At 35.5% G+C, this 22,615-nt stretch carries 21 protein-coding genes; 7 read left to right on the top strand and 14 right to left on the bottom strand.

Annotation, left to right across the window (positions count from 1 at the left end):
* Positions 1-35: 35 nt before the first annotated feature.
* The 6 genes from ACFEMA_RS07145 to ACFEMA_RS07120 all read right to left on the bottom strand — a co-directional run bounded on the left by ACFEMA_RS07145 (position 36) and on the right by ACFEMA_RS07120 (position 4,647).
* Entirely contained in the window at positions 36-857 is an 822-nt protein-coding gene (locus ACFEMA_RS07145) for an alpha/beta hydrolase (RefSeq protein ID WP_411767390.1), read from the bottom strand.
* Positions 817-1,695, bottom strand: a complete 879-nt coding sequence (locus ACFEMA_RS07140; RefSeq protein WP_411767389.1) for an alpha/beta hydrolase — start codon at positions 1,693-1,695, stop codon at positions 817-819. Before ACFEMA_RS07140 ends, ACFEMA_RS07145 begins: the two co-directional genes overlap by 41 nt.
* A gap of 30 nt (positions 1,696-1,725) precedes the next feature.
* On the bottom strand, positions 1,726-2,298 hold the full coding sequence (locus ACFEMA_RS07135) for a GDYXXLXY domain-containing protein (protein ID WP_411767388.1): 573 nt from the start codon (positions 2,296-2,298) through the stop codon (positions 1,726-1,728).
* The gene (locus ACFEMA_RS07130) at positions 2,295-3,587 is read right to left on the bottom strand and encodes a DUF2157 domain-containing protein (RefSeq protein ID WP_411767387.1); all 1,293 of its coding nucleotides are present in this window, start codon (positions 3,585-3,587) and stop codon (positions 2,295-2,297) included. The genes ACFEMA_RS07135 and ACFEMA_RS07130 overlap by 4 nt, the downstream gene beginning before the upstream one ends.
* Before the next feature lie 78 nt (positions 3,588-3,665).
* Positions 3,666-4,148: a hypothetical protein gene (locus ACFEMA_RS07125; RefSeq protein WP_411767386.1), complete on the bottom strand. Its 483-nt coding sequence runs from the start codon at positions 4,146-4,148 to the stop codon at positions 3,666-3,668.
* Between the two features lie 31 nt (positions 4,149-4,179).
* Positions 4,180-4,647: a hypothetical protein gene (locus ACFEMA_RS07120; RefSeq protein WP_411767385.1), complete on the bottom strand. Its 468-nt coding sequence runs from the start codon at positions 4,645-4,647 to the stop codon at positions 4,180-4,182.
* A 308-nt stretch (positions 4,648-4,955) separates the two neighbouring features.
* Between ACFEMA_RS07120 and ACFEMA_RS07115 the strand changes: the two genes are divergently transcribed.
* On the top strand, positions 4,956-6,440 hold the full coding sequence (locus tag ACFEMA_RS07115) for a hypothetical protein (RefSeq protein WP_411767384.1): 1,485 nt from the start codon (positions 4,956-4,958) through the stop codon (positions 6,438-6,440).
* 90 nt (positions 6,441-6,530) lie between these two features.
* Entirely contained in the window at positions 6,531-6,986 is a 456-nt protein-coding gene (locus tag ACFEMA_RS07110; RefSeq protein ID WP_411767383.1) for a hypothetical protein, read from the top strand.
* Between the two features lie 37 nt (positions 6,987-7,023).
* On the opposite strand, the gene hemL is transcribed toward ACFEMA_RS07110, so the two are convergent.
* From hemL to ACFEMA_RS07095, 3 genes are read right to left on the bottom strand one after another with little or no spacing between them, the layout of a single operon-like run.
* Positions 7,024-8,313 (bottom strand): glutamate-1-semialdehyde 2,1-aminomutase, encoded by a 1,290-nt coding sequence (hemL, locus tag ACFEMA_RS07105; protein ID WP_411767382.1) that lies wholly within the window; start codon positions 8,311-8,313, stop codon positions 7,024-7,026.
* Between the two features lie 4 nt (positions 8,314-8,317).
* On the bottom strand, positions 8,318-9,130 hold the full coding sequence (locus tag ACFEMA_RS07100; RefSeq protein WP_411767381.1) for a glucosaminidase domain-containing protein: 813 nt from the start codon (positions 9,128-9,130) through the stop codon (positions 8,318-8,320).
* A gap of 1 nt (position 9,131) precedes the next feature.
* A complete protein-coding gene (locus ACFEMA_RS07095; protein ID WP_411767380.1) occupies positions 9,132-10,043 on the bottom strand; it encodes a 1-aminocyclopropane-1-carboxylate deaminase/D-cysteine desulfhydrase in 912 nt (303 codons plus the stop codon).
* A gap of 445 nt (positions 10,044-10,488) precedes the next feature.
* Here ACFEMA_RS07095 and ACFEMA_RS07090 point away from each other — a divergent pair, with 445 nt between their 5' ends.
* From ACFEMA_RS07090 to ACFEMA_RS07070, 5 genes are all read left to right on the top strand, one after another.
* Positions 10,489-10,653 (top strand): DUF5522 domain-containing protein, encoded by a 165-nt coding sequence (locus ACFEMA_RS07090; protein ID WP_411767379.1) that lies wholly within the window; start codon positions 10,489-10,491, stop codon positions 10,651-10,653.
* A 3-nt stretch (positions 10,654-10,656) separates the two neighbouring features.
* Entirely contained in the window at positions 10,657-12,657 is a 2,001-nt protein-coding gene (locus ACFEMA_RS07085) for a urocanate hydratase (RefSeq protein WP_411767378.1), read from the top strand.
* Between the two features lie 16 nt (positions 12,658-12,673).
* Positions 12,674-13,240 carry a DUF4136 domain-containing protein gene (locus tag ACFEMA_RS07080; protein WP_411767377.1) on the top strand — a complete coding sequence of 189 codons (567 nt, stop codon included), beginning with the start codon at positions 12,674-12,676 and terminating at the stop codon, positions 13,238-13,240.
* 116 nt (positions 13,241-13,356) lie between these two features.
* The gene (locus ACFEMA_RS07075; RefSeq protein WP_411767376.1) at positions 13,357-15,033 is read left to right on the top strand and encodes a SulP family inorganic anion transporter; all 1,677 of its coding nucleotides are present in this window, start codon (positions 13,357-13,359) and stop codon (positions 15,031-15,033) included.
* A gap of 136 nt (positions 15,034-15,169) precedes the next feature.
* A complete protein-coding gene (locus tag ACFEMA_RS07070; RefSeq protein WP_411767375.1) occupies positions 15,170-15,361 on the top strand; it encodes a cold-shock protein in 192 nt (63 codons plus the stop codon).
* Positions 15,362-15,410: 49 nt separating this feature from the next.
* Here the strand turns inward: ACFEMA_RS07070 and ACFEMA_RS07065 are convergent, their stop codons facing one another.
* From ACFEMA_RS07065 to ACFEMA_RS07045, 5 genes are all read right to left on the bottom strand, one after another.
* Entirely contained in the window at positions 15,411-16,787 is a 1,377-nt protein-coding gene (locus tag ACFEMA_RS07065; protein ID WP_411767373.1) for an amidohydrolase family protein, read from the bottom strand.
* A 35-nt stretch (positions 16,788-16,822) separates the two neighbouring features.
* Positions 16,823-17,887 carry a bestrophin family protein gene (locus tag ACFEMA_RS07060; RefSeq protein WP_411767372.1) on the bottom strand — a complete coding sequence of 355 codons (1,065 nt, stop codon included), beginning with the start codon at positions 17,885-17,887 and terminating at the stop codon, positions 16,823-16,825.
* Positions 17,888-17,941: 54 nt separating this feature from the next.
* The gene (locus ACFEMA_RS07055; protein WP_411767371.1) at positions 17,942-20,029 is read right to left on the bottom strand and encodes a thiamine pyrophosphate-dependent enzyme; all 2,088 of its coding nucleotides are present in this window, start codon (positions 20,027-20,029) and stop codon (positions 17,942-17,944) included.
* A complete protein-coding gene (locus ACFEMA_RS07050; protein WP_411767370.1) occupies positions 20,030-21,097 on the bottom strand; it encodes a branched-chain amino acid aminotransferase in 1,068 nt (355 codons plus the stop codon).
* A gap of 116 nt (positions 21,098-21,213) precedes the next feature.
* Positions 21,214-22,485: a dihydrolipoamide acetyltransferase family protein gene (locus ACFEMA_RS07045; RefSeq protein WP_411767369.1), complete on the bottom strand. Its 1,272-nt coding sequence runs from the start codon at positions 22,483-22,485 to the stop codon at positions 21,214-21,216.
* Positions 22,486-22,615: the final 130 nt, after the last annotated feature.

The raw sequence follows: 22,615 nt of genomic DNA, 5'->3' as shown, positions 1-22,615 counted from the left end.
TAATTAAAAAGGCTTCAATTTAAATTGAAGCCTTTTTAATTCAACACTTTTTTAAGGTTCTCGTGATAGGCCATATAGTTTGCTAAATCATTGTGCCCTCCACCTTCAATAGTTATCATTTCTATTTTATTGGAGTATTTTTCTTTTAGCTCTTTACCAAATTTATAGGGCACCACATCATCCGCAGTACCATGAAATATAGTAATCGGACAATCAACATTCTTTAAATACTCTACAGTTGGTAATTTATATTTTAGAAGTGTTTCTACCGGAAAAATTGGAAACCTATGCTTCCCAACATCAACAATTGTGGTATATGGCGTTTCGAGAATAAGTTGTTGTATGTTATTCTGAGAGGCTAATTTCGAAGCGATTCCTGTACCTAATGACCGACCATAAATGATGATGTCTTTGTCATCAAAGTGCTCTTTTGTATAACCAAAAAACAACTGTGCATCTTCATATAAATTCTTTTCACTTAACGCACCTGTACTTTTTCCGTAGGTTCGATAATCCATGACAATAACATCATAATTATACTTAGTAAATGGCTCAACAATCAAGCCCCAACGGGATAAATCACCAGCGTTTCCATGAAAATACAAAACAACTCCTTTGGGGTTCTCAGCCTTAAAATGAAGCCCATTTAATCGCGACCCGTCTTCCGTTTTAATGAAAAGTTCTTCGAAAGACGTTTCAAACTTATACTGATAATCTTGCTCCAAAGTGGTTGGAAGAAATAAGATTTTTTCTTGAATAGTGTAAAGTATAGTCCCTATCATAACGTAAAGTCCAACAGCCCAAAGAATGACTTTCTTAAGGTTTGATTTTTGATTTTTTAGAGCTGTGAATGACATTAATACTTGTGGTTGATAGGTCAATTTTCTTAGCTTCATCTTCTAGTATTTCTTGAAGCATGGCATGATAAGATTCAAAAGTATTCAAATTTTTGTGTCCACCCCCAATAACTGGATGCAACTTGGTCAATTTCGGATTAACCTGTGCCAACTTTACACTTGTTTTAAAAGGAATTAATTTATCCTTTGTCCCATGTATAATATGAATAGGACACTGTACATATTTCAACCATTTGTAAGTAGGCAGTGGATATTTCATCAAAATAGATAACGGCATAAACGGCATATAACGTGCCGTAACTTTAGTTAAACTGTAATAAGGAGCATCTAAAATTAAAAGTCTTGGATTATTAGTAGATGCGAGTTTAGCCGCAAAGCCAGACCCTAGTGAACGCCCATAGATGATAATATTTTCTTCAGCTGTAAATTCCTTCATTTTATTATAAATGACCTGAAGATCCCGTTTAATGGCTTTCTGTGAACGCTTACCAGTACTTTTTCCAAAACCACGATAATCACCCATAAGTACATTATAACCCAAACGCGTAAAATCAACCGCAAATTTACCCCAGCCTTTAATACTTTTAGAGTTGCCTTTAAGATACAGCACAGTACCTTTTGGCTTTCCTGATGGCATGAACAATAATCCATTTATCGTGGCGCCATCACGAGTTTCAAGATTGTATTCCTTAAACTTTTGATTATCGTAATTAAACTGAAAGTCCTTTGGTAGTTTTTCTGGCTTAAAGAGCATGTAGTCCTGCAGGTAATATAAAGCAATACTAATACCAACATAAATTGCAAGAATGGTTAATATGGTTGAAACCCAATAGGTCATGGATATTGATTTTAAACTTCAAGATACAAATTAATGCTTACCTTGTTTTTCAACATACTCAGCAATCGGAATATCATCAATAAAAACATTAGTTAAAACAGCTTCTCCTGATTTTACAGCGACAAGAGCATAGGTTGGCTTTTCAACAGGTTTTCTCTGCCTCTGGGAAATAATATAAGCTTCCTCTGCTGGTTTTGCTTTATACTCGTTCATGTAAAATCTATCAAAAGGTAAATTAAAATTAACTGTTTCGTTCTTCGGCATTAACCATCTTACTTCTGCTTCAACATAATCTAAGTCAATATCTAATTTATTTTTACTGATTCTATTCAATTTTGCATATCCTAAACTGTCTTCAAAGTATACCAAGACTTTATCATCTCTTTTTATGGTAGAATCTTTACTAATTGCCGAATTTATGTCAAATCCTAATGAAATATATTTTCCCCTAAAAGGATCATTTGGATCAACAGGTCGTGTTTTAAATTTGTAATACTTACCTGTTTCTAAAATTGATTCCCTATCCAAAATCATTTTAGATGGAATAAACAATTGAACTAAGACAAGTATGACAAAAATTATAAATACATATATTGTTTTCATGATTTTTCGGTTTTAATTTTGTTTTGATTTTTTAGCATATAGTAATTGGTAAGGAAAAAGCTTGTGCCTACACCGAGGAAAAGTATTCCCCTTAATACAAAACTCATATCCGTATCAAAAAATCTACAGGCCACTAAAGCAGTAATTATTAGTAGTCCATAATTTGAGGTTCTAAAATCAAATTCTTCGACTCCTCTCTTGATAGCTCCAAGCCCAAAAAGAAAGAGCATAATATTTATTGACACCACACCTATCAATGCATTGCTAAGACCTATAAAAAAGAAAAAAGTAAATACTATAAAAATGTAGTTTGAAAAATTTAATGTAGTATAACCATGCTTTGAAACTGAATAAATCAGTGCAGATATAGATAAGGTAAACAAGATTATTACAAAGAAAACTTCTTGACTTAAATACATATAAGTTTCATGATTAAACTCTTGCCAAAACCCTTTAAAACTTAGAGTTAAAAGTAATACTACAGTACCTAACGAGCCTAAAACCTTAAACCCATTATTTCTAAGTTTAAAGTTTTTAAAGTAAGGTAGTGTGCCAACATTATAAATAAAGCCAAATAATAGAACATACATTAAAAAACCTAAGTGCCATTGTTCTTCTACAAAAGTGCCCAAGGCTATTATTAAACTTAAGGGCACAATCCAATTTAAAATTCTCACGGCATTAGATTTTGAATGGCTTCTGAGGCAATAAATATAAAAGGGTATTACACTTACAAACAGTAATAAATAATACCAAGGTGTAGCATTAGATCCAATTAGTGAATAACCAGCTTCAACACTATAATATGTAGCAAAGACAATGCTCAACATTGCAACCGATTTAAATTTAGCAAGGTATACCAAGGGCACGCACAATAGAAGCCATGTGAGTAAAAAACCACTTAAATTCCCTGGAATATGATAAATCTGACTTATAAGAGAAATGCAAGCACCAACTGAAAAGAACAGGAATACTGCTGAAGCCTCTCTCCAAACCGCGCTTTTTTGCTTTAAAATTGAATATCCACAAACTATCTGCCCCAGTATCAAAGGTAAAAATGCCAAACTGGTCTTAATTGATTTTGAAAAATTGTCCCAGTTATGGGCTAGAATTAAGATGATTCCTAAGCCTATTAAACTAGAGCCAAGGATTCCAAAAATCATGAATAACTTATTAGGCTTTTCACCTGATTTTGCATTGTAATACGAATCAATGCGTGAAGCAGTATCAGCTGATATCACTTGATTCTCCAACAAATCTGAAATTTCATTTGAAAACTTTGATTTCATAAGGTTTATTTTTTTGAGTTTGAATTTAAAACCCCGCAACCGAAGTTACGAGGTTTTGGGTTAACAATTAACCTACCATCAAAAGAGAAAAATCATATAGATGATAATACCTTCTGCAATACCGGTAACGATACTCATTCCTAAAATGTCTTTAATTTTACTTCTTAGAAAGAATACAGCACTAAGTATGGCAATAATCCCTGCAAGTAATATTTCTAAGGCATCAATTTGAGACAACAGCCATGTAATTCCTGTAAAGACAGCAGTAATCCCAACAGTTAATAAGGCAAATTTTAATATTTTGTCCTTAGTATAATTACCTTCGACAAAACCCTTTTTTATATCCCTTAAAATTGACAGAATAAATAGCAAAGGGACAACTGATAAGAAAGGTGCAAAAATGACTTTAATGCCTTTTATAACACTTAAGTCGTTATAAAAGAAAAAAGCAATAGCAGTAAAGGCTAATAAACCTGTTACGATAATGGTTTGAAAATTAAACAATGTTTCACGCTTGTGTGAATTTGTTACTGTGTTTGAGTTACTGAAAATTTGATTCATAATAGATTTTTTTGATGATTAATATTTGATGTTAAGCGGATATAAAAAACATATGAATTGCTATAGCCAAAAGCGCACCGCTTAAGATACCATTGGCTTTTAAATTATTGTACAAAATGAAATTAAGGGCATAAGAACTTATTGTTGTTGAGTTTATGAGATGTGCAAAAATAAGATTGTCTTCTAACTTGCTCTGGGTCAAAAATTCAATTCCATTTATAATTCCAATGATTAAAGCAAATGAGACTAGAAGCAAAAGAATAGCTGGTCTCTGATTTTTTAATTTATATTCATCTGTATTTACGGGCATAAAATGCTGCACAAGAATAAACCTTACGAAAAATAACATCGGTAAAGGGAATACGACCGAAGCAAAAATCTTAATGACATCTTTAACTGTTTTGATTTCATCGTACCCTAAAAAAACGAGATAAATAAAAACTGCCACTGAAATACCAGTAGTAATAAAAAAGGCTGTATTTAATTTATTCTTATTCATTAAAATCCAATTGGGTTTGATGTAGGTTTACAGTTAGAACTTATCATATATACACATTTTTCAAATTGACCATTGGCGAAGGTTTTCAAAGGTTCTGAAAACGATAAAACGGCAAGAGCTAATCCTAAGATTATAGTTTTGATGGTATAAGATTTCATATCTGTTTCATTGATTATTACTGAGCAAATATGAAGAGTATGAGCAACAATTGAAAATCAGATTTTTCAAAATACTAATGATATTTTTTAAGTATATTCGCATATAACCATCTATTCATGAGATATTATTAATTTTATTCTGATGATATAATGTTAAACATTAAATCCATAATAGAGACCTTTTCAGCTGAAGAACAAATCCAATTTTCAAACTACTTAGAATCTAAAAACAAGCGAAATGACACCAAGAATGTAGAATTATTCAAGTTACTTTCAAAAGAAGACTTAAACTCAAAAGAGATATGCCAAAAGCTATATGGCAAACAAAATAGACCTGCGTATCACGCTCTTAGAAATAGGCTATTTAATTCTCTAATTGACTTCACAGCGAACAAAAATTTAGAAGGTGAAAATTCTGTTGACATGCAGATTATAAAATACCTTTTGGCCTCACGTTCATTCCTACTTCAAAAAAACTATAAGGTTGCATTTAAGCTTTTAGATAAAGCAGAAAATTTAGCTGATGAACATTCTCTCTTCCCTATCCTTAATGAAATTTATCATACTAAAATTCAATATTCTCATACGTTTGCTAAGGCAGACATTAACGACTTAATTTTAAAACAACAACAAAACCGAATATACCTTCAGCATGAAGATGACCTCAACATCATTTATTCAAAATTGAAATCAATACTCAATGACATTAACAGAAAGGGAGAAATAATAAACATAGAAGCAACTCTAAAAACATTATTGGCAGAGCACAATATTACGCTGAATGATTCGCTTTCTTACAAATCCTTATATCAGCTGCTATCCATTTTTGATGTTTCAGCCTATGTTACAAAAGATTATTCATCAATCCGAGATTTTGCCATCGAGTGCTATGACATACTCAATGAAAAGAAAAATTTAGTTAAGCAAGTTCATTATCGCATCCATTGTCTATACATCATTGCCAATACTCATTTTAGAAATAGACTATTTACAGAATCTATGGACTATATTAATGAAATGGAAGAGCTAATCCATCAGAATAGAGGTAATTTATTAAAGGATTTTAAATTAAAAATTACGTTGATAAAAGCCCTTAATCTTAACTATACAAATAATCAAGAAGACGCTATAATCCTTATAGAATCCATAAAGGACAAAAATCATAGTGATATTGAATCATTGCTCGATTTAAAATTGTGCCTTGCAATGTTTTATTTTCAAAACGAAGAGTTAAAAAAAGCAAAATCAATAATTTCAAAATTTTATCATACTGACGAATGGTATAAGGACAAAGCCGGACTTGATTGGGTTATTAAGAAAAATCTTGTGGAAATTCTATTGTATTTAGAAATGAATGAGGATGATCTTTACACTTCTAGAATAAGAAGTTTTAGGCGTAAATATAGCCTCTATCTCAAAGAATCCAACCAAGATAACATTCTGTATTTTTTAAAATTGGTGGGAAATTTTTATAAAAACGGCTACCAATTAGAGGATACTTATTTAATTAGTATTACAACTAATGACCTGTCTAAAGTTGACATATTCACTTTAAGTTTTCACGCATGGATAAGATCAAAAATTGAAAATGAAAATTTATACAAAACCACAATCAACCTTTTAAATTCTAATTAAGCACTTATAAACTTTTGTTAAAAAAAATAGTAATTTTAAACGCTTTGGATTTTATATGGTCTTAAAGACAAACAATTAAAAAACAATATCATGAAAACATTAGTCGTATTTGCAATAGCATTTTGCACCTTAACTGCAACAGCCCAAGAAAAAAAGAGAAATTGGGAAGATTATAAAAAGGAACGCGGGTTAGACAGCAAGGGTAAAATCAACCCGAAAGACCGCGCGGAATTAGAAAGCAAAAAATTAACTTTAGCTCTAGATTTATCAGAAGACCAGCAAGAAAAAGTTGAAGATTTATTACTCACTCATTTTACTAAAGCTGAAGCCAAAAGAAAGCAAGCGAGTAAAGACAGAAAAAAATTAAGTGAGGAAGAAAAATTAGCGATTAGAAAAGAGCGATTAGATACTCAAATAGCCCTGAAAAAAGAAATGAAAACAATCTTAAGTGCCGATCAATATGCCAAATACGAAAAAATGCAAGGTCGCAGACACCAAAGAGGGATGAAAAAAATGAAAGAAGTAAAGCAAAAACAAAGAAGATAATTTTCATAATAAAAAAAGCGCAAATTGGCGCTTTTTTTTATGATTCTTCTTTTGCAAATTGCCTTACTGCAGCAATGGTTTCATCCAAGTCGTTATAAGAAAGTGCATCTGTTATAAACCACGTCTCAAATGCGCTTGGAGCTATATATACACCTTGTTTTAGCATACTGTGGAAGAAACGCTTAAACTGTTCATTATTGCCGTTTGCAGCAGTTTTAAAATCAACCACAGGATCTTTATGAAAATGGACAGAAATCATTGACCCAATTCTATTTATCGTATGCACAATCTCATATTCATCCAAAACTTTTGACATACCGTCGTTCAAATACTCAGTTTTTTCATCAAGTCGATGAAATAGTTCTTTATCAGAATTTATAGCTGTTAGCATTGCCAATCCTGCAGCCATCGCTAATGGATTACCGCTTAACGTTCCCGCTTGATAAACAGGCCCCAAAGGAGCCAAGTGGTTCATAATTTCGTTACGAGCAGCAAATGCACCCACAGGCAAGCCCCCACCCACAACCTTTCCAAAACAAACAATATCAGCATCTATCCCTTTCAATTCTTGCACACCGCCTTTGGCTAGCCTAAAGCCAGTCATCACCTCATCAAAAATCAAGAGCACATCGTGTTCGTCAGAGAGTGAGCGTAAGCCTTCTAAAAAACCTAATGTAGGTGGAATACAGCCCATATTACCAGCAACAGGCTCAATAATTATCGCAGCAATACCACCTTTATTAGCTTCTAAAAGCTCTTCAACATTATCTATGTCATTGTAGTTAGCAAGAAGGGTATCCTTAGCTGTGCCTTGTGTAACACCCGGACTGTTAGGGGTTCCAAATGTACTTGCACCGCTTCCTGCAGCAATTAAAAACGAATCACTATGCCCGTGATAACATCCCGAAAATTTTATAATCTTATCCTTCCCTGTGTAACCTCTAGCCAAACGAATGGCACTCATACATGCTTCTGTACCAGAATTAACAAATCTTATTTTGTCGATATTGGGCACCATTGAAACAGCCAACTCTGCTATCTCAGTTTCAATTTCAGTAGGCATACCGTAAGAGGTTCCTAACTTTGTCCTTTCAATGACGGCCTCTACTACCGGTGGATATGCGTGACCCAATAACATCGGCCCCCAGGAATTAATATAATCTATAAAACGATTTCCGTCTTCATCATAAACATAAGCTCCTTTTGCAGATTTAGCAAAAACAGGAGTACCTCCTACTCCCTTAAAAGCCCTTACAGGCGAATTGACACCACCTGGTATGACCTCTTGTGCTTCTTTAAACAAAGCACTACTTCTTTGGTATAACATGGAATTAATTTTCGTTAATAGTTAGCACTTGACCAACAGCCAAGTCATTTGAAGTTAAATTATTTAAGGCCTTTAGCTCATCAACGGTTAAACCATATTTTTTTGAAAGTGAATACAAAGTTTCTCCTTTCTTTACAATATGCTGCAACTTAATTTCAGGTCCCTTACCGTTTCCTAAAGCTACTTTTCCTAAGACCTCATTATCGTATTTCCAAAGTTCATAGCGCTCTATAAGACCAATGAGCTTTTTTGGATATCTTGGATCGGTAGCGTAACCAGCGGCCTTTAAACCTCTCGCCCAACCTTTATAATCTTCTGTATCTAATTCAAATAGTTTTGAATAGCGCCCTCTTCCTGTTAAAAATTCGGAATGGTCTTCGTAACTTGAACCTGCTTCTCTATATTTTCTGAAGCATTCTTGAGAACGATCGTCGTCATGATAAATCTTCTGCCCCGTCCACCCATGACATTTTATACCAAAATGGTTGTTGGCCTCCACAGCCAATCTTCCTTGACCTGATCCAGATTCTAAAATCCCTTGTGCCAATGTGATACTTGCAGGAATTTTTGACTTTCGCATCTCATCCATAGCAATAGTAGCATAGCTGAGGATATATAATTCTGTTTTACTGAGATTATCGGCTACAATAACCTTTTCTGGTATCGTTACAGTTTCTTCAACAGGGTTTGATTCAATAGGCTTAGCTATAGTTTCAACCTCCGTTTTTGTTTTACTCTTTTTGGTCACTATGCCTTTCTTTGGGCCACAGCCCATAAAACAAAGTAAAATTGAAAAAACAGTTAATCTTTTTAGCATTTTATATTTTAATTTGAGGCTTATTTTTAGATGACAACTTCTTGTTCATCCCTTCTATACCTTGTAAGCCACCGGTATGAATCATGAGTATTTTTGAACCTGATGGAAAATAGTCTTTGTTCATCAAATCAAAAATACCATAAGCCATTTTTCCCGTATAAATAGGATCTAAAAGAATATTATATTGGTCTTTAAACTGATTTATGAACGCAATTAATTCATCCTTTATTTTGGCATAACCACCAAAATGATAGTCCGTTACCAAGTCCCAATTATTCTTGTTTGCAAATTTACGAATATCTTGTATTAAAAAATTCCCTTTTAAGGCTGAAAATCCCAATACGTTTTGATGATAATTTGATGCATTTACAAGACCTGAGACCGTTCCTCCTGTACCAACAGAGCAACAAATAAAATCAAAATCCTCGTCCTCTTTATTTAAAATCTCTTCACAACCCTTAACGGCTAATTCGTTTGTACCTCCTTCAGGTAAAAGATAAAAACTTCCAAACTTATTTTCTAATTTCTGAATAAAATCAGGTTCTGTTTTTTTTCGATAGTCTTCTCTTGACACAAAATAAAATTGCATGCCACATTCCTCTGCAAATTTTAATGTGGGGTTTGAGCCTATTTTAGCTTTAAGTTCCTCGCCCCTAATAACACCAATAGATGTTATTCGCTGTTTTTTGCAAGCCAAGGCTACAGCAGCGATATGGTTAGAGTAAGCGCCACCAAAGGTTAGAATAGTATCTAAACCACTCTTTTTTACTTCAATAAGGTTGTATTTTAATTTTCGGTATTTGTTACCAGAAACAATAGGGTGTATTTCATCCTCTCTCTTGATAAATAATCGCACATCAGTTTTTAAATTGTGATGTATTTCTTGAATGCGAGATGTAATTAAGTCATCCATTTGGGTTTCAAAAATACTTGATAAAATTCCAAGTCGAACGATTTTTTAAATAGTTTACGTTTCTCTCATTATTATAAGCTTCACGCTCAAAAGAAATAGACTTATAAGCCGTATTCCAATGTTTGTATATTACAAGTCTGACTAAAAATTCGCATACATAAATGACATAAAACGGAAAAACCAATAATTCTAACTGTTGCCTTAGATGAATTTTTTCATGATTTATAAAAACAGTATTATTCCTTAGATAATGATTCTTAACAAAAATAAACGGGAATAATGTTATCCCTATATAACCTTTTGGCACCAAATATTTTGAAATGATAATCATATCTAGAATTAAGCAATAATTAAACCATTCCCGTTTTCAAGGGAATGACAGACTATTAGGAAACCTTGTCTCTGTAAAGAAACTTTCCTCGAATTTACATTATCTTTGTTTACCATGAAGAAATATGTCCCAATAGAAGATGGTGATTACTACTTAACCCCCGAAGGTTATCGCTGTTTTACCGAACAATACCACCTTAAACGTGGCTATTGTTGCGAGAGTGGTTGTAGACATTGCCCTTATGGATTTAATACTAAAACAAATACACGTCAAAAATAGAATATGGAGGCAACAGTAGCGGGTTTTAAAACTCAAATATTAGAGGGAATTCCTGACGAATTACCAGCCACTAAAGTTTATGATACAACTGTAAATCATGCTCCAAAACGTAAAGCTATCTTAAACGAAGAGGAGACTAAACTAGCTTTAAAAAATGCACTGCGTTATTTTGAACCAAAGCATCATGCAACTTTACTCCCAGAGTTTAAGGAAGAGTTGGAAACCTACGGTAGAATATATATGTATCGTTTTCGCCCTGATTATAAAATGCTTGCTAGACCAATCTCTGACTACCCCGCAAAGTCAAAACAAGCAGCAGGAATCATGTTGATGATTCAAAATAATCTCGATCCTGCCGTTGCACAACACCCTCACGAATTAATTACCTATGGTGGTAATGGAGCAGTGTTTCAAAATTGGGCTCAGTACAGACTAACCATGAAGTATTTGTCTGAAATGACAGATGAGCAAACACTGGTAATGTATTCTGGCCATCCTATGGGCTTATTCCCTTCTCATAAAAAAGCTCCAAGAGTTGTGGTCACCAATGGTATGATGATTCCCAACTATTCCCAACCCGATGATTGGGAAAAATTTAATGCATTGGGTGTTACCCAATATGGACAAATGACCGCAGGGAGTTATATGTATATCGGTCCTCAAGGTATTGTACATGGCACTACCATTACTGTTCTAAATGGCTTTAGAAAGATTAAAAAATATCCTAAAGGTGGACTATTTGTAACATCTGGACTTGGTGGTATGTCTGGCGCACAACCCAAAGCAGGCAATATTGCTGGCTGTATCACAGTTTGCGCAGAGGTCAATCCTAAAATTACACAAGTACGTTTAGACCAAGGCTGGATCAATGAAAAAATCACCGATATTGATGAGCTCGTAGCCCGTGTTAAGCAATCAAAAATCAATAAGGAAGTTGTTTCTATCGCTTATTTGGGAAACATTGTAGAGGTCTGGGAAAAATTTGATGAGACAAGTATCCAAATTGATCTTGGTAGTGACCAAACCTCACTACACAATCCTTGGGCGGGTGGTTATTATCCTGTTGGACTTTCTTTTGAGGAGTCCAACGACATGATGGCTGATAGACCTGAATTATTTAAAGAAAAAGTTCAGGAATCTTTACGAAAACATGTTGATGCCATAAACAAACATGCAAAAAAAGGTACTTATTTTTTCGATTATGGAAATGCCTTTTTATTGGAGGCTTCTCGTGCCGGTGCAGATATTATGGCTGAAAATGGTATTGATTTTAAATACCCAAGCTATGTTCAGGATATTATGGGACCCATGTGTTTCGATTATGGATTTGGGCCTTTTAGATGGGTTTGTGCCTCAGGTAAACCAGAAGACTTAGCAAAAACTGATGAGATTGCATGTGATGTGCTATCAGAAATGAAGCGAAATTCACCTGAGGAGATACAGCAACAAATGGCCGATAACATACAATGGATTAAAGGGGCACAAGAGAATAAGTTAGTGGTAGGCTCTCAAGCACGAATACTTTATGCTGATGCAGAAGGACGCATTAAAATTGCCAAAGCTTTTAATGATGCTATAAAAGCTGGACATATTGGACCTGTTATTTTAGGAAGAGACCATCATGATGTCTCAGGAACAGACTCGCCCTATAGAGAAACGAGTAATATTTACGATGGTTCTCGTTTTACAGCTGATATGGCAATTCAAAATGTTATTGGTGATAGTTTTAGAGGAGCAACTTGGGTAAGCATCCATAATGGCGGAGGTGTTGGCTGGGGAGAAGTGATTAATGGAGGATTTGGTATGATTCTTGATGGTACTATAGACGCAGAAGAACGTCTTAAATCCATGTTGTTTTGGGACGTTAATAACGGAATAGCACGAAGAAGTTGGGCAAGAAATGAAGGTGCAGAGTTTGCAATTAAAAGAGCTATGGAAGCGCAGCCCAATTTAAAAGTAACTATTCCTAATGCTGTAAACGAAAAATTATTAGAAGGACTCTAACTCAAATATTTAAACTATGAAAAAGATATTACACTATTTAGCTGTTACAGGATTGCTTGCAACTTTTATGTCTTGTAGCTCTGTAAAGGTAGCAGCAGATTATGATCGTGAAGCAGAATTTAATGATTACAAAACATTCGCTTTTTTTAAACCAGGAATTGATAAGGCAGAAATCAATGATATTGATAAGCGTAGAATCTTAAGAGCAATTGAGGCAGAATTATTAGCCAAAGGCTATACAAAATCAGACAACCCAGATGTATTGGTTAGCATGTTTACTAAATCTAACCAACGTGTTGACATCTATAACAACTCTTGGGGCGCAGGTGCTTGGGGATGGGGCTTTGGCCCACGTTGGGGATGGGGTCCTGGATGGGGCCTTGGCTGGAACGGTGGTAACAATGTCTCTACTAGAACCGAAGGAGTCTTATTTATTGACCTTTTAGATGCCGACAAAAAACAATTAATCTGGCAAGGTAGCGGAACAGGATATTTAGTAACCAATAATGTTGAAAAGAAAGAAGCTAGAATAAAAGAGTTTGTCTCTAAAATGATGGAGCAATATCCACCTGAAGCTAAATAACTTTATAAATAATACACGTAAGAAGCACTTCATTTTTTGAAGTGCTTTTTTTATGGAACACTTTTATTCACAAAATGTAAAAGGTTATCTTTGCCGACTTATAAAATACACAAGTTATGATCCTTGGACACACCACGCGTAAGAATTTTACACAGAACCCAAAGAACGATATTTTATCTGGTCTTACAGTTGCCTTAGCATTAGTACCAGAAGCAGTAGCATTCGCTTTTGTAGCAGGAGTTGACCCATTAGTAGGCCTTTACGGTGCTTTTATGATGGGAATTGTAACCGCATTATTTGGTGGTCGTCCAGGCATGATTTCTGGAGCAACGGGAGCTATGGCAGTCGTTATGGTACACCTTATTCAAAAAGGTAATGAGGTCGGATTAGGACTAGAAACACCCATAGAAAACTTAGGGTTGCAGTGGCTCTTTATTACATTATTATTTGTTGGAGGTATTCAGATACTGGCTGGTGTGTTTAAATTAGGGAAGTTTGTACGTTTAATTCCTCATCCTGTAATGATGGGGTTTGTAAACGGATTAGCAATCGTTATCTTTTTGTCGCAATTAGGTCTATTTCCAAATGCGGTACCAAAAGATATTTCATTTTTTAACGACACTTCAGCGTGGTTTTCTGCCTTACTTTCAAATGCTACATTTTGGAAAATGATGGCATTCATAGGATTGACTATGGGCATTATGTATGGGCTCCCTAAATTGACAAAGAAAATACCAGCTGCATTAATCGCTATTATCGTTGTTGCGTGTATTACCATCTTTGGTGGCATTGAAGTAAGTACAGTTGGTTCTTTTATTTCTGATGGAGGTGGAAAAGGATTACAAGGAGGATTGCCTACGTTTCAAGACCAAATATTTAGTCTCTTTAACACCTTATCTGGTCACTGGGACTTAATCCTATCAACAGCATTTATATTAGCAGCTGTTGGCTTAATAGAATCGTTAATGACATTAAATCTCATAGATGAAATGACAGAAACCAGAGGGAATGGAAATCGGGAATGTGTTGCACAAGGAGGAGCCAATATGTTAAACGGGCTCTTCGGCGGTATGGGCGGTTGTGCCATGATTGGGCAATCCATTATTAATGTGGATTCGGGAGGTCGTGGACGTCTTTCTGGTGCTGTAGCAGCCATTGCCTTGTTATGCTTTATTTTATTTGGAGCTCCATTGATTGAGCAAATTCCAATTGCTGCATTAGTTGGCGTTATGTTTATGGTTGTTATAGGTACGTTTGCTTGGTCTAGTTTTAGAATTATTAGAAAAATTCCTTTATCTGATGCTATTGTTTTAATTGCTGTATCAGCAATTACAGTCTGGCAAGACCTAGCTATAGCTGTGATAGCAGGTGTTATTATATCTGCGCTTGTTTTTGCATGGAAAAATGCAACCATGATTAGAGCACGGAAACGCATCCAACCCGATGGTACAAAAACCTATGAAATATGGGGCCCTTTGTTTTTTGGGTCCATTCAGAATTTTAATACAAAGTTTGATGCAAAGAATGATCCTGAAAACGTGGAAATTGACTTTGTAGAATCCCGTGTGAGTGATCATTCCGCTCTGGAAGCTATTTTCAATCTGGTCAACAAATATGAAGCTGAAGGCAAAAGCCTTAAATTGAAGCATTTGAGTCATGATTGCAAACAATTGATGTATAAGGCAAGCCCAAAATTTAAAGAGGTTATCATAGAAGACGTTGATGACCCTAGATATCATTTAGCGGCAGATCCTGAGAAATTCACCAAGCCACTTTCAGAATACAACATGTAAACAAGAAACTCAGTGAATCGTTAGGTTTTAGATAGTTACAGGTCGATTTAGATTGCATTTTGAAAAAAAGTACTTAAAAATAATTGAGAATCAATTATTTAGACTACTTTTGCCACTTAATTTAATATATTTTAATATGAGTACTGGTACAGTAAAATTTTTTAATGACTCTAAAGGTTTTGGATTCATAACAGAAGAAGGAAACGGCAAAGAGCATTTTGTACACATTTCTGGTTTAATCGATGAGGTAAGAGAAGGTGACAATGTTGAATTCGATTTAACCGAAGGAAAAAAAGGATTAAATGCAGTAAATGTAAAAGTTATATAATTATATCTTTCAATCTTTTTAGAACAAGCCCATCATTGATGGGCTTTTTTTATTTACCAATGTTAGCTTCAGCAATTTCAGCTAACCTCGAATCTATATCTTCTTTAGACAACCATTGTCCCTTAACCATGACGCCAGTAAGATTCTTGAGTGCCGATAAGTCTTCCAAAGGGTTGGCGCTTAATAACATTAAATCAGCACCCAAACCTTCTTTTACCTGTCCAAAACTATCCGTAGCATTAAAATAGACCGCAGGATTTAGTGTCCCTGACTGAATAATCTCTAATGGTGTTAAGCCTGCTTTTCGCATGCCTTCAATTTCATGATGAATAGAAAACCCTGGCACATTAAATAATTGAGGAGCATCTGATCCTAATAGCATTCCATGACCATCTTTTTGAAGCTTCAACATCAATGCTCTTCGTATAGTATTAAAGTTTTCCCACTGTGTTTCATCAAATGCTTCATTCTCGGTATAACGCGCTTTTATGGACTTCCAATTATCTAACGTCGATTTTGCCATGTATTTCATTTCGGGTTCTTCGAGTAATTCCTCAGCAGTTATCGGTGCAAACCAACGTTCAAACAAACTTTGAGTTGACACAATCCAAACTTTATGCTCTTTAGACATTATCACCAATTCGTCCATATAATCTTTATCAGCCAATGCTGTAAAATTGTATCCAAAAAAACCATTGTCGTTAGGGTTTACATTTTCAGAATCTGGAACTAAGCCTTCCAAAAACCCATCAATATGGTCAATAGAGGCATATCCGCTTTCCATTGCATGCCTTACACCGACATCTACAGGAACATGACCAGCAAAAGGAATACCTACTTCTTTTGCCGTATTTATAGCAGCATCAAACACCTCTAACTGAATACCCGGGTGAATCTTAAGGAAATCATACCCTTCATTTTCATAACGAGCTACTTTTTCTTTGGCTTCGGCAACCGTCTTTATTGTATTTCCATTTAACGACGGGCTAGACGTGTAAATTCTCGGTGCTAAAATCTCATTATTCTTTGATTTTTCCCTTAAATTTAAATGAGATGGATGTCCAAGCATACCTCGTATGGTAGTAATACCATTTGAAAGATATAAGAAAAGAGTTTCGTCCACAATACCAGGATTAGTTTCAGAAGGCTGTGGAATATGAGCATGCATTTCCGCCAAACCTGGCATTAAAAATTTATCCTTTCCATCGATTTTTTTGGTGTATAACTCTGCATGTTTAATGCTTTCAGAAATTTGACTGATTTTTCCTGAATCAATAATCACATTTTGACTTCTCAGAATTTCACCACTTGCAACATCAATGATATTTACATCTGAAATCAGTGTCGCAGAAGCACTTACATCTCCTTGATTCTGAGCACATGAAGCACTAATAACAAAAACTAATAAAAGAATTAATTGTTTCATAAACCTATTATTAAAAATTAAACTCTATTATGCAACTACATTTGCACATGTTTCTCTTCAGGGAATTGACTTGGTATGTCATTTGGATCTTCATCCAACATTTGTCGTAAATCAATTTCAATACCTCTTGCAATGGTGGATATTGGCACATCATTGGAGGTTCCTTCAAAAGGGTTTTCACCTGTTCTTGCCAAGCGCTCCATAGTATGAAACGCCCATGAAACCACACCACAAAACGGCACTGCAACCCATATAAAATATTTTCCTATTAAATAAAAGCTATCTACCATTGTTTCCCCTATTTCGGCAAACTCCGGAATTAACCCAAATGGTAATAAAATTGCAAAAACACGTGTTAAGTATAAAGACAAACTTGCATATTGCCGAGGGTAAGGAAAGTTTTTTATCCGTTCTGATTTTCCTTGATGGGTAAACAGAGATTCTAAAATATTTTCCAATTCCAAGAATGCAAACTCCCAAATCAATCCCACATCTTTTAATTTTCTGATGTGCTGTGACTGTAAATACAAAAGGGCTGTTTGCTTATTGGACTTGCTCATTACATAATGCCGTTCTTCGTCCGATAAATATAATTTGAGATTATCATCCAAACTTGAAACTTCTTCAGGAATATGAATCATGTCCCTCCACTCTCTATTCGTTTTTGCTTTATGTTGAGTTTCCCAAGGCTTCCGAGTCCGCATGGCATAGCGTAAGGCGGTCATCCAAGCAATATGGCGATAGATTAAATCTTTAATATGAGATTTTACTTCAGCTTCAGGCACATGTGGATTAGGGTTATGAGCATTATTGACCATATCTTGGACTTTCATTCCCCAAGTTCGAGATGTATTGACTATTGCTCCCCAAATCATTCTGGCCTCCCAAATTCGACCGTAAGCAGAGTTGTTTTGAAAACCGACTAAGAAGGCTACAGCAGTACCAATTAAGGCAACGGGAGTCCACGGTACGTTTAAGAACGTAAAGCCAAATACTTTGTAAAGAACAGTGATGAGACCAGCATAAAAAAGATAAATTAATGTCTCACCTCTAGTCCAAAGCACCATGTCTTTGACCGAGTATCGTTTTTTAGTAAGCATGCAGTTGGTTTAATTTGAACCTAAGATAAGGAAAATCTTAAATCAACTTAATTACTAATACTTTAATAGCTGTTCTATTTTAACTTTTACCTTATCCGTAGAAGGAATCATTGTTTCCTCTAAAGTTGAATTTAATGGAATTGCTGGCATATTTTCGCTACCAATTGTCATCACTGGCGCGTCTAAATATTTAAAACATTCTTCTTGGATTTTTCCGGCTAAAGCTCTTGCAAAACTATTGTTTGAAGGCTCTTCGGTAACCACCAGACACTTTCCTGTTTTCTTTACAGATGTCATTATGGTGTCTTCATCTAACGGGAATAATGTTCGCAAATCAATAATTTCAATTTGGTCGCGCATATCTAATTCTCCCGAAGCATTGTATGCCCAATGTACTCCCATTCCGTAAGTGACTATGGTTAATGTTTCTACATTTTCCTGTTTCCAGATTTCTTGAAGTACCCAAGCTTTTCCAAAAGGCAATACATAATCTTCAGATGGCTCTATAGAAGTCGCTGTTTTTGTTCCAGGGACTTTGGACCAATACAATCCTTTGTGCTCTAGAATAACAACAGGATTTGGGTCGTGGTAGGCAGCCTTCATCAACCCTTTTAAATCGGCACCGTTACTTGGATAGGCAATTTTTATTCCTCGAATGTTAGTCACTACACTTTCTACCGATGACGAATGATAAGGTCCTCCACTTCCATAAGCACCGATTGGCACTCTTAAAATCATACTTACAGGCCATTTACCATTAGACAAGTAACAACTGCGGCTAACTTCTGTAAATAACTGGTTTAATCCTGGCCAGATATAGTCTGCAAATTGAACCTCAACAATTGGTTTTAAGCCAACTGCAGACATCCCAACGGTTGACCCTACTATAAATGCCTCTTGTATTGGTGTGTTAAATACTCTATCATCTCCAAACTTTTGAGCCAGTGTTGCTGCTTCTCTAAAAACGCCACCGAGTCGTCCACCAACATCTTGCCCATAAAGCAAACATTCTTTGTGCTCTCGCATTAATTCTTCAACAGCAAATAACGCACAATCGACCATCACTACTTTCTCAGCACCTTCTGGTGCACGTGTCCCTTTTTCTTCGGTAATTGGTGTTGGAACAAAGTCGTGCGTAAATAAATCTTCTGGTTTTGGGTCTTCCGCTTGTAAAGCTTTCTCAAAATCTGAGGCCACGTTATCTTTTGCTTCTTTTTCTATGGCATTAACATCCGACTCTGAACATCCGCTATCTAATAATTGCTGCCTTAAAACAGGATAAGGATCGCGAGAACGAGCTTCGTCTAAATCATCACGATACCATTCCATTCGAACACCCGAAGTATGGTGATTTAATAACGGCACTTTTGCGTGAACTAAAAATGGTCGGCGTTCTTTACGAATCGTAGCTATGACCTTTTCCAATGCCTCGTAACTTTCTGCAAAATTTGCTCCATCTATTGAAATCGCTTCCAACCCATGAAAGCCTTGTGCATATTCATAAGCATTTTGCGCTCTGGTTTCGGCTTCGTTGGCTGAAATGTCCCAACCATTGTCTTGTACTAAATACAGGATTGGCATCTGCTTTAAAGCTGCCATTTGAAAAGCTTCAGCGATTTCACCTTCGGTTACTGATGCGTCGCCTAAACTGCAAACGGTAATCGGTTTTTGTTGAGATTCTTCGTCCCGATAGTTATCGGGACTCTGAATGACATTAGAATTTGTTAAACCTTGTTTTTCCAAATACTGCATTCCCATCGCAACACCAGTTGCAGGAATCGCTTGCATACCTGTAGCTGAAGATTGATGCGGAATTTTAGGTTTATCATCATCCTTTAAACTTGGATGAGAATAATAGGTTCTTCCACCTGAAAATGGATCTTCTTTTTTAGCTAATAATTGCAGCATTAAATCATAAGGCTCTAAACCAAATGACAATAACATGGCGTCATCTCTATAGTAGGGAAATGCATAATCTTGAGGCAATAATTGCATCCCTAAAGCTACTTGAATAGCTTCATGCCCGCGAGAGGTTGCATGTACATATTTTGAAACTTGTTTGAAATTTTCTTCGTACAGTTCAGTCATTGCCTTTGCTGTACATAGTTTTGAAAATCCTTTTTTTAGTATGTCTTTATCCATTTAAGCTAATTCCTTGTTTGTTTTCAGCATCCACCCAAACTTATCTTCTATTTTCCCTGTTTTTATATCGCTTAAGCGTTGATTTATTTCTATACCTATCGGACTATCTTTAGACACAAAAATATCATCGCCTTCGTATCCAATTCTTTCTATATAGGCAATTCCGACAGCTGTTCCAGTACCGAAAGCTTCCTTAAGACTACCATCCTTGGAGGCCTCTTGTATCTCATTGATAGTTATTTTTCGTTCGGTTACCTCAAAACCACGATCTTTCAACAAATCAATAACACTCTTTCTAGTAATGCCGTCTAAAACACAACCGTCTAATTCCGGAGTAATAAACTTATCATTAATCTTAAAGAAAATATTCATTGTGCCTACTTCCTGAATGTATTTATGCTCAGCTGCGTCTAACCACAGCACTTGGTCATAGCCCTTGGCTTTAGCCAGTTCTGTAGGACGAATTGCAGCTGCATAATTTCCTGCCGCTTTTGCTTCTCCGGTTCCTCCTTCTGCAGCTCTAATAAATTGCTTTTCTGCCCAAAGCTTTATACGCTTACTAAAAAACGGCCCAGCAGGTGATGCCATAATTATAAATTTATAATGTGTAGCTGCTCGCATACCAATGAATGGTTCGTCGGCATACATAAATGGCCTTAAATACAACGCACTTCCTTGTTGTGGTGGAATCCAGTTATGTTCTAAGCTTACCAATTCTTTTAGCCCTTCAACAAATAAATCTTCAGGTAAATTTGGCATTCCCATTCGGTCTGCACTTAAATTTAATCGCTTCGCATTTTGCTCCGGTCTAAAAAGCATAGGCTCACCCTCGGTATCCTTGTAGGCTTTCATACCTTCAAAAATAGCTTGTCCATAATGTAAGGCCATCGCCGCTGGATGTGTTGGAATCAGCCCCATAGGAACAATTCTTGGGTTTACCCATTCTCCATTTTCATAATCACAGATAAACATGTGGTCTGTAAAAGTGGTTCCTAATGGAATATTATTAAAATCTAATTGATCTAGATTAGATTCTTCTACTTTGCTTATTGAAATATTATAGTTCATAACATGTATTTGTTTGTCATTGCGAGCCTGCCTGTCTGCATACAGGGACGAAGGACGTGGCAATCTCTTGATGAGATTCTTCGACTCCGAATATATTCGGAATGCTCTAAATGACATTAAATTTTTCTATTTATATCAAATTGTTCAAAATAATCAGCAACGCGGCGCACAAAGCTTCCTCCTAAAAAGCCATCAACGACACGGTGGTCAAAGGATAAGGATAAATACATTATACTTCGAATTGCTATTTCATCTCCTTTTTCGGTTTCGATAACTTCTGGGCGTTTTTTAATGATTCCCAATGCTAAAATGGCAACTTCGGGCTGGTTGATTATTGGTGTTCCCATCACGCTTCCAAAAGTTCCAACGTTGGATATCGTGAACGTACTTCCTTTGATATCGTCACCTGCTAACTTGTTTTCTCTGGCTTTATTTGCCAATTCGTTGACGTTTTCAGCCAATGTTTTTAAATCTTTGGTGTCTGCGTTTTTTACAACAGGTACAATTAAGTTACCACTTGGTAATGCAGTTGCCATTCCGATATTAATATCTTCTTTTACGATAATATTATTACCATCTACTGAAGCATTTATATTCGGAAAATCCTTAACCGCTTGTGCTACTGCTTCCACAAACAAAGGTGTAAACGTTAAACGCTCACCATACTTTTCTTGAAATGCTTTTTTATTAGCATTTCGCCAATTCACCATGTTGGTTAAATCGGCTTCCACATAAGCCGTCACGTGTGGCGATGTATGTTTTGAATATACCATGTGATCAGCAATCATCTGGCGCATTCGATCCATCTCTATGACTTTCCCTTTTCCTTTATCGAATGTCAATTGCGGTATGCGATATGCTGTTGGGTCTTGCGTTACTGGTTGTGCAAATTTGTATGGTCGTCCTTCCTCTATATAATTGAACACATCACTTTTTCGTAATCTACCTTCATTTCCTGTTGCAGGAATTCTGGCCAGTTCCTCAAAACTGATGTGGTGTTCTTTAGCTATTTTTATGATTAATGGTGAAAAGAAAGTGTTTGAATTTGAAGTTGAAAATGAAGTTGAAGTTGAAACCGATTGTGTTGATTTTGGTCTTTTGACTGTTTTTTTCTTTATTTGAGATTCTTCGCTATCGCTCTGAATGACATTTTCCTTCTTTGAAGAATTAATTTCTTCTGAAACTTCTAAAATAGCTAGAACCTCTCCTACTGGAACTACATCTTTTGCTTTAAACAGGGTTCTCACCAATGTACCTGAAGCAGGTGCTGGCACTTCGTTATCAACTTTATCTGTAGCAACTTCTAAAATGATATCTCCTTCCTCAAATGTATCACCCTCATTGACCAACCAATTAAGGATAGTCCCTTCCGTGATACTCTCTCCCATTTTGGGCATTTTTAATTCAAAATTTTTCAAACTTAGACTCATTTTAATTCAAGGATTAAAGATACCAAATATTAGTTTTTTCAGATGTTAAAAGCTTTTAAATTAACCCATAAAAGAATTTCATTCTTAT

This window comes from Winogradskyella sp. A3E31 (assembly GCF_046720935.1).
Classification (GTDB): Bacteria; Bacteroidota; Bacteroidia; order Flavobacteriales; family Flavobacteriaceae; genus Winogradskyella.
This window is presented reverse-complemented; position numbering and strand designations above follow the sequence as displayed.

Bases quoted from the DNA above. Each gene is read 5' to 3' on its own strand.
- ACFEMA_RS07135 (WP_411767388.1), bottom strand. From the start codon at position 2,298: ATGAAAACAATATATGTATTTATAATTTTTGTCATACTTGTCTTAGTT.
- ACFEMA_RS07130 (WP_411767387.1), bottom strand. From the start codon at position 3,587: ATGAAATCAAAGTTTTCAAATGAAATTTCAGATTTGTTGGAGAATCAA.
- ACFEMA_RS07110 (WP_411767383.1), top strand. From the start codon at position 6,531: ATGAAAACATTAGTCGTATTTGCAATAGCATTTTGCACCTTAACTGCA.
- ACFEMA_RS07065 (WP_411767373.1), bottom strand. From the start codon at position 16,787: ATGAAACAATTAATTCTTTTATTAGTTTTTGTTATTAGTGCTTCATGT.
- ACFEMA_RS07140 (WP_411767389.1), bottom strand. From the start codon at position 1,695: ATGACCTATTGGGTTTCAACCATATTAACCATTCTTGCAATTTATGTT.
- ACFEMA_RS07085 (WP_411767378.1), top strand. From the start codon at position 10,657: ATGGAGGCAACAGTAGCGGGTTTTAAAACTCAAATATTAGAGGGAATT.
- ACFEMA_RS07115 (WP_411767384.1), top strand. From the start codon at position 4,956: ATGTTAAACATTAAATCCATAATAGAGACCTTTTCAGCTGAAGAACAA.
- ACFEMA_RS07055 (WP_411767371.1), bottom strand. From the start codon at position 20,029: ATGGATAAAGACATACTAAAAAAAGGATTTTCAAAACTATGTACAGCA.
- ACFEMA_RS07125 (WP_411767386.1), bottom strand. From the start codon at position 4,148: ATGAATCAAATTTTCAGTAACTCAAACACAGTAACAAATTCACACAAG.
- ACFEMA_RS07075 (WP_411767376.1), top strand. From the start codon at position 13,357: ATGATCCTTGGACACACCACGCGTAAGAATTTTACACAGAACCCAAAG.
- ACFEMA_RS07070 (WP_411767375.1), top strand. From the start codon at position 15,170: ATGAGTACTGGTACAGTAAAATTTTTTAATGACTCTAAAGGTTTTGGA.
- ACFEMA_RS07100 (WP_411767381.1), bottom strand. From the start codon at position 9,130: ATGCTAAAAAGATTAACTGTTTTTTCAATTTTACTTTGTTTTATGGGC.
- ACFEMA_RS07080 (WP_411767377.1), top strand. From the start codon at position 12,674: ATGAAAAAGATATTACACTATTTAGCTGTTACAGGATTGCTTGCAACT.
- ACFEMA_RS07060 (WP_411767372.1), bottom strand. From the start codon at position 17,887: ATGCTTACTAAAAAACGATACTCGGTCAAAGACATGGTGCTTTGGACT.
- ACFEMA_RS07095 (WP_411767380.1), bottom strand. From the start codon at position 10,043: ATGGATGACTTAATTACATCTCGCATTCAAGAAATACATCACAATTTA.
- ACFEMA_RS07050 (WP_411767370.1), bottom strand. From the start codon at position 21,097: ATGAACTATAATATTTCAATAAGCAAAGTAGAAGAATCTAATCTAGAT.
- ACFEMA_RS07145 (WP_411767390.1), bottom strand. From the start codon at position 857: ATGTCATTCACAGCTCTAAAAAATCAAAAATCAAACCTTAAGAAAGTC.
- ACFEMA_RS07090 (WP_411767379.1), top strand. From the start codon at position 10,489: ATGAAGAAATATGTCCCAATAGAAGATGGTGATTACTACTTAACCCCC.
- ACFEMA_RS07120 (WP_411767385.1), bottom strand. From the start codon at position 4,647: ATGAATAAGAATAAATTAAATACAGCCTTTTTTATTACTACTGGTATT.
- hemL (WP_411767382.1), bottom strand. From the start codon at position 8,313: ATGTTATACCAAAGAAGTAGTGCTTTGTTTAAAGAAGCACAAGAGGTC.
- ACFEMA_RS07045 (WP_411767369.1), bottom strand. From the start codon at position 22,485: ATGGGAGAGAGTATCACGGAAGGGACTATCCTTAATTGGTTGGTCAAT.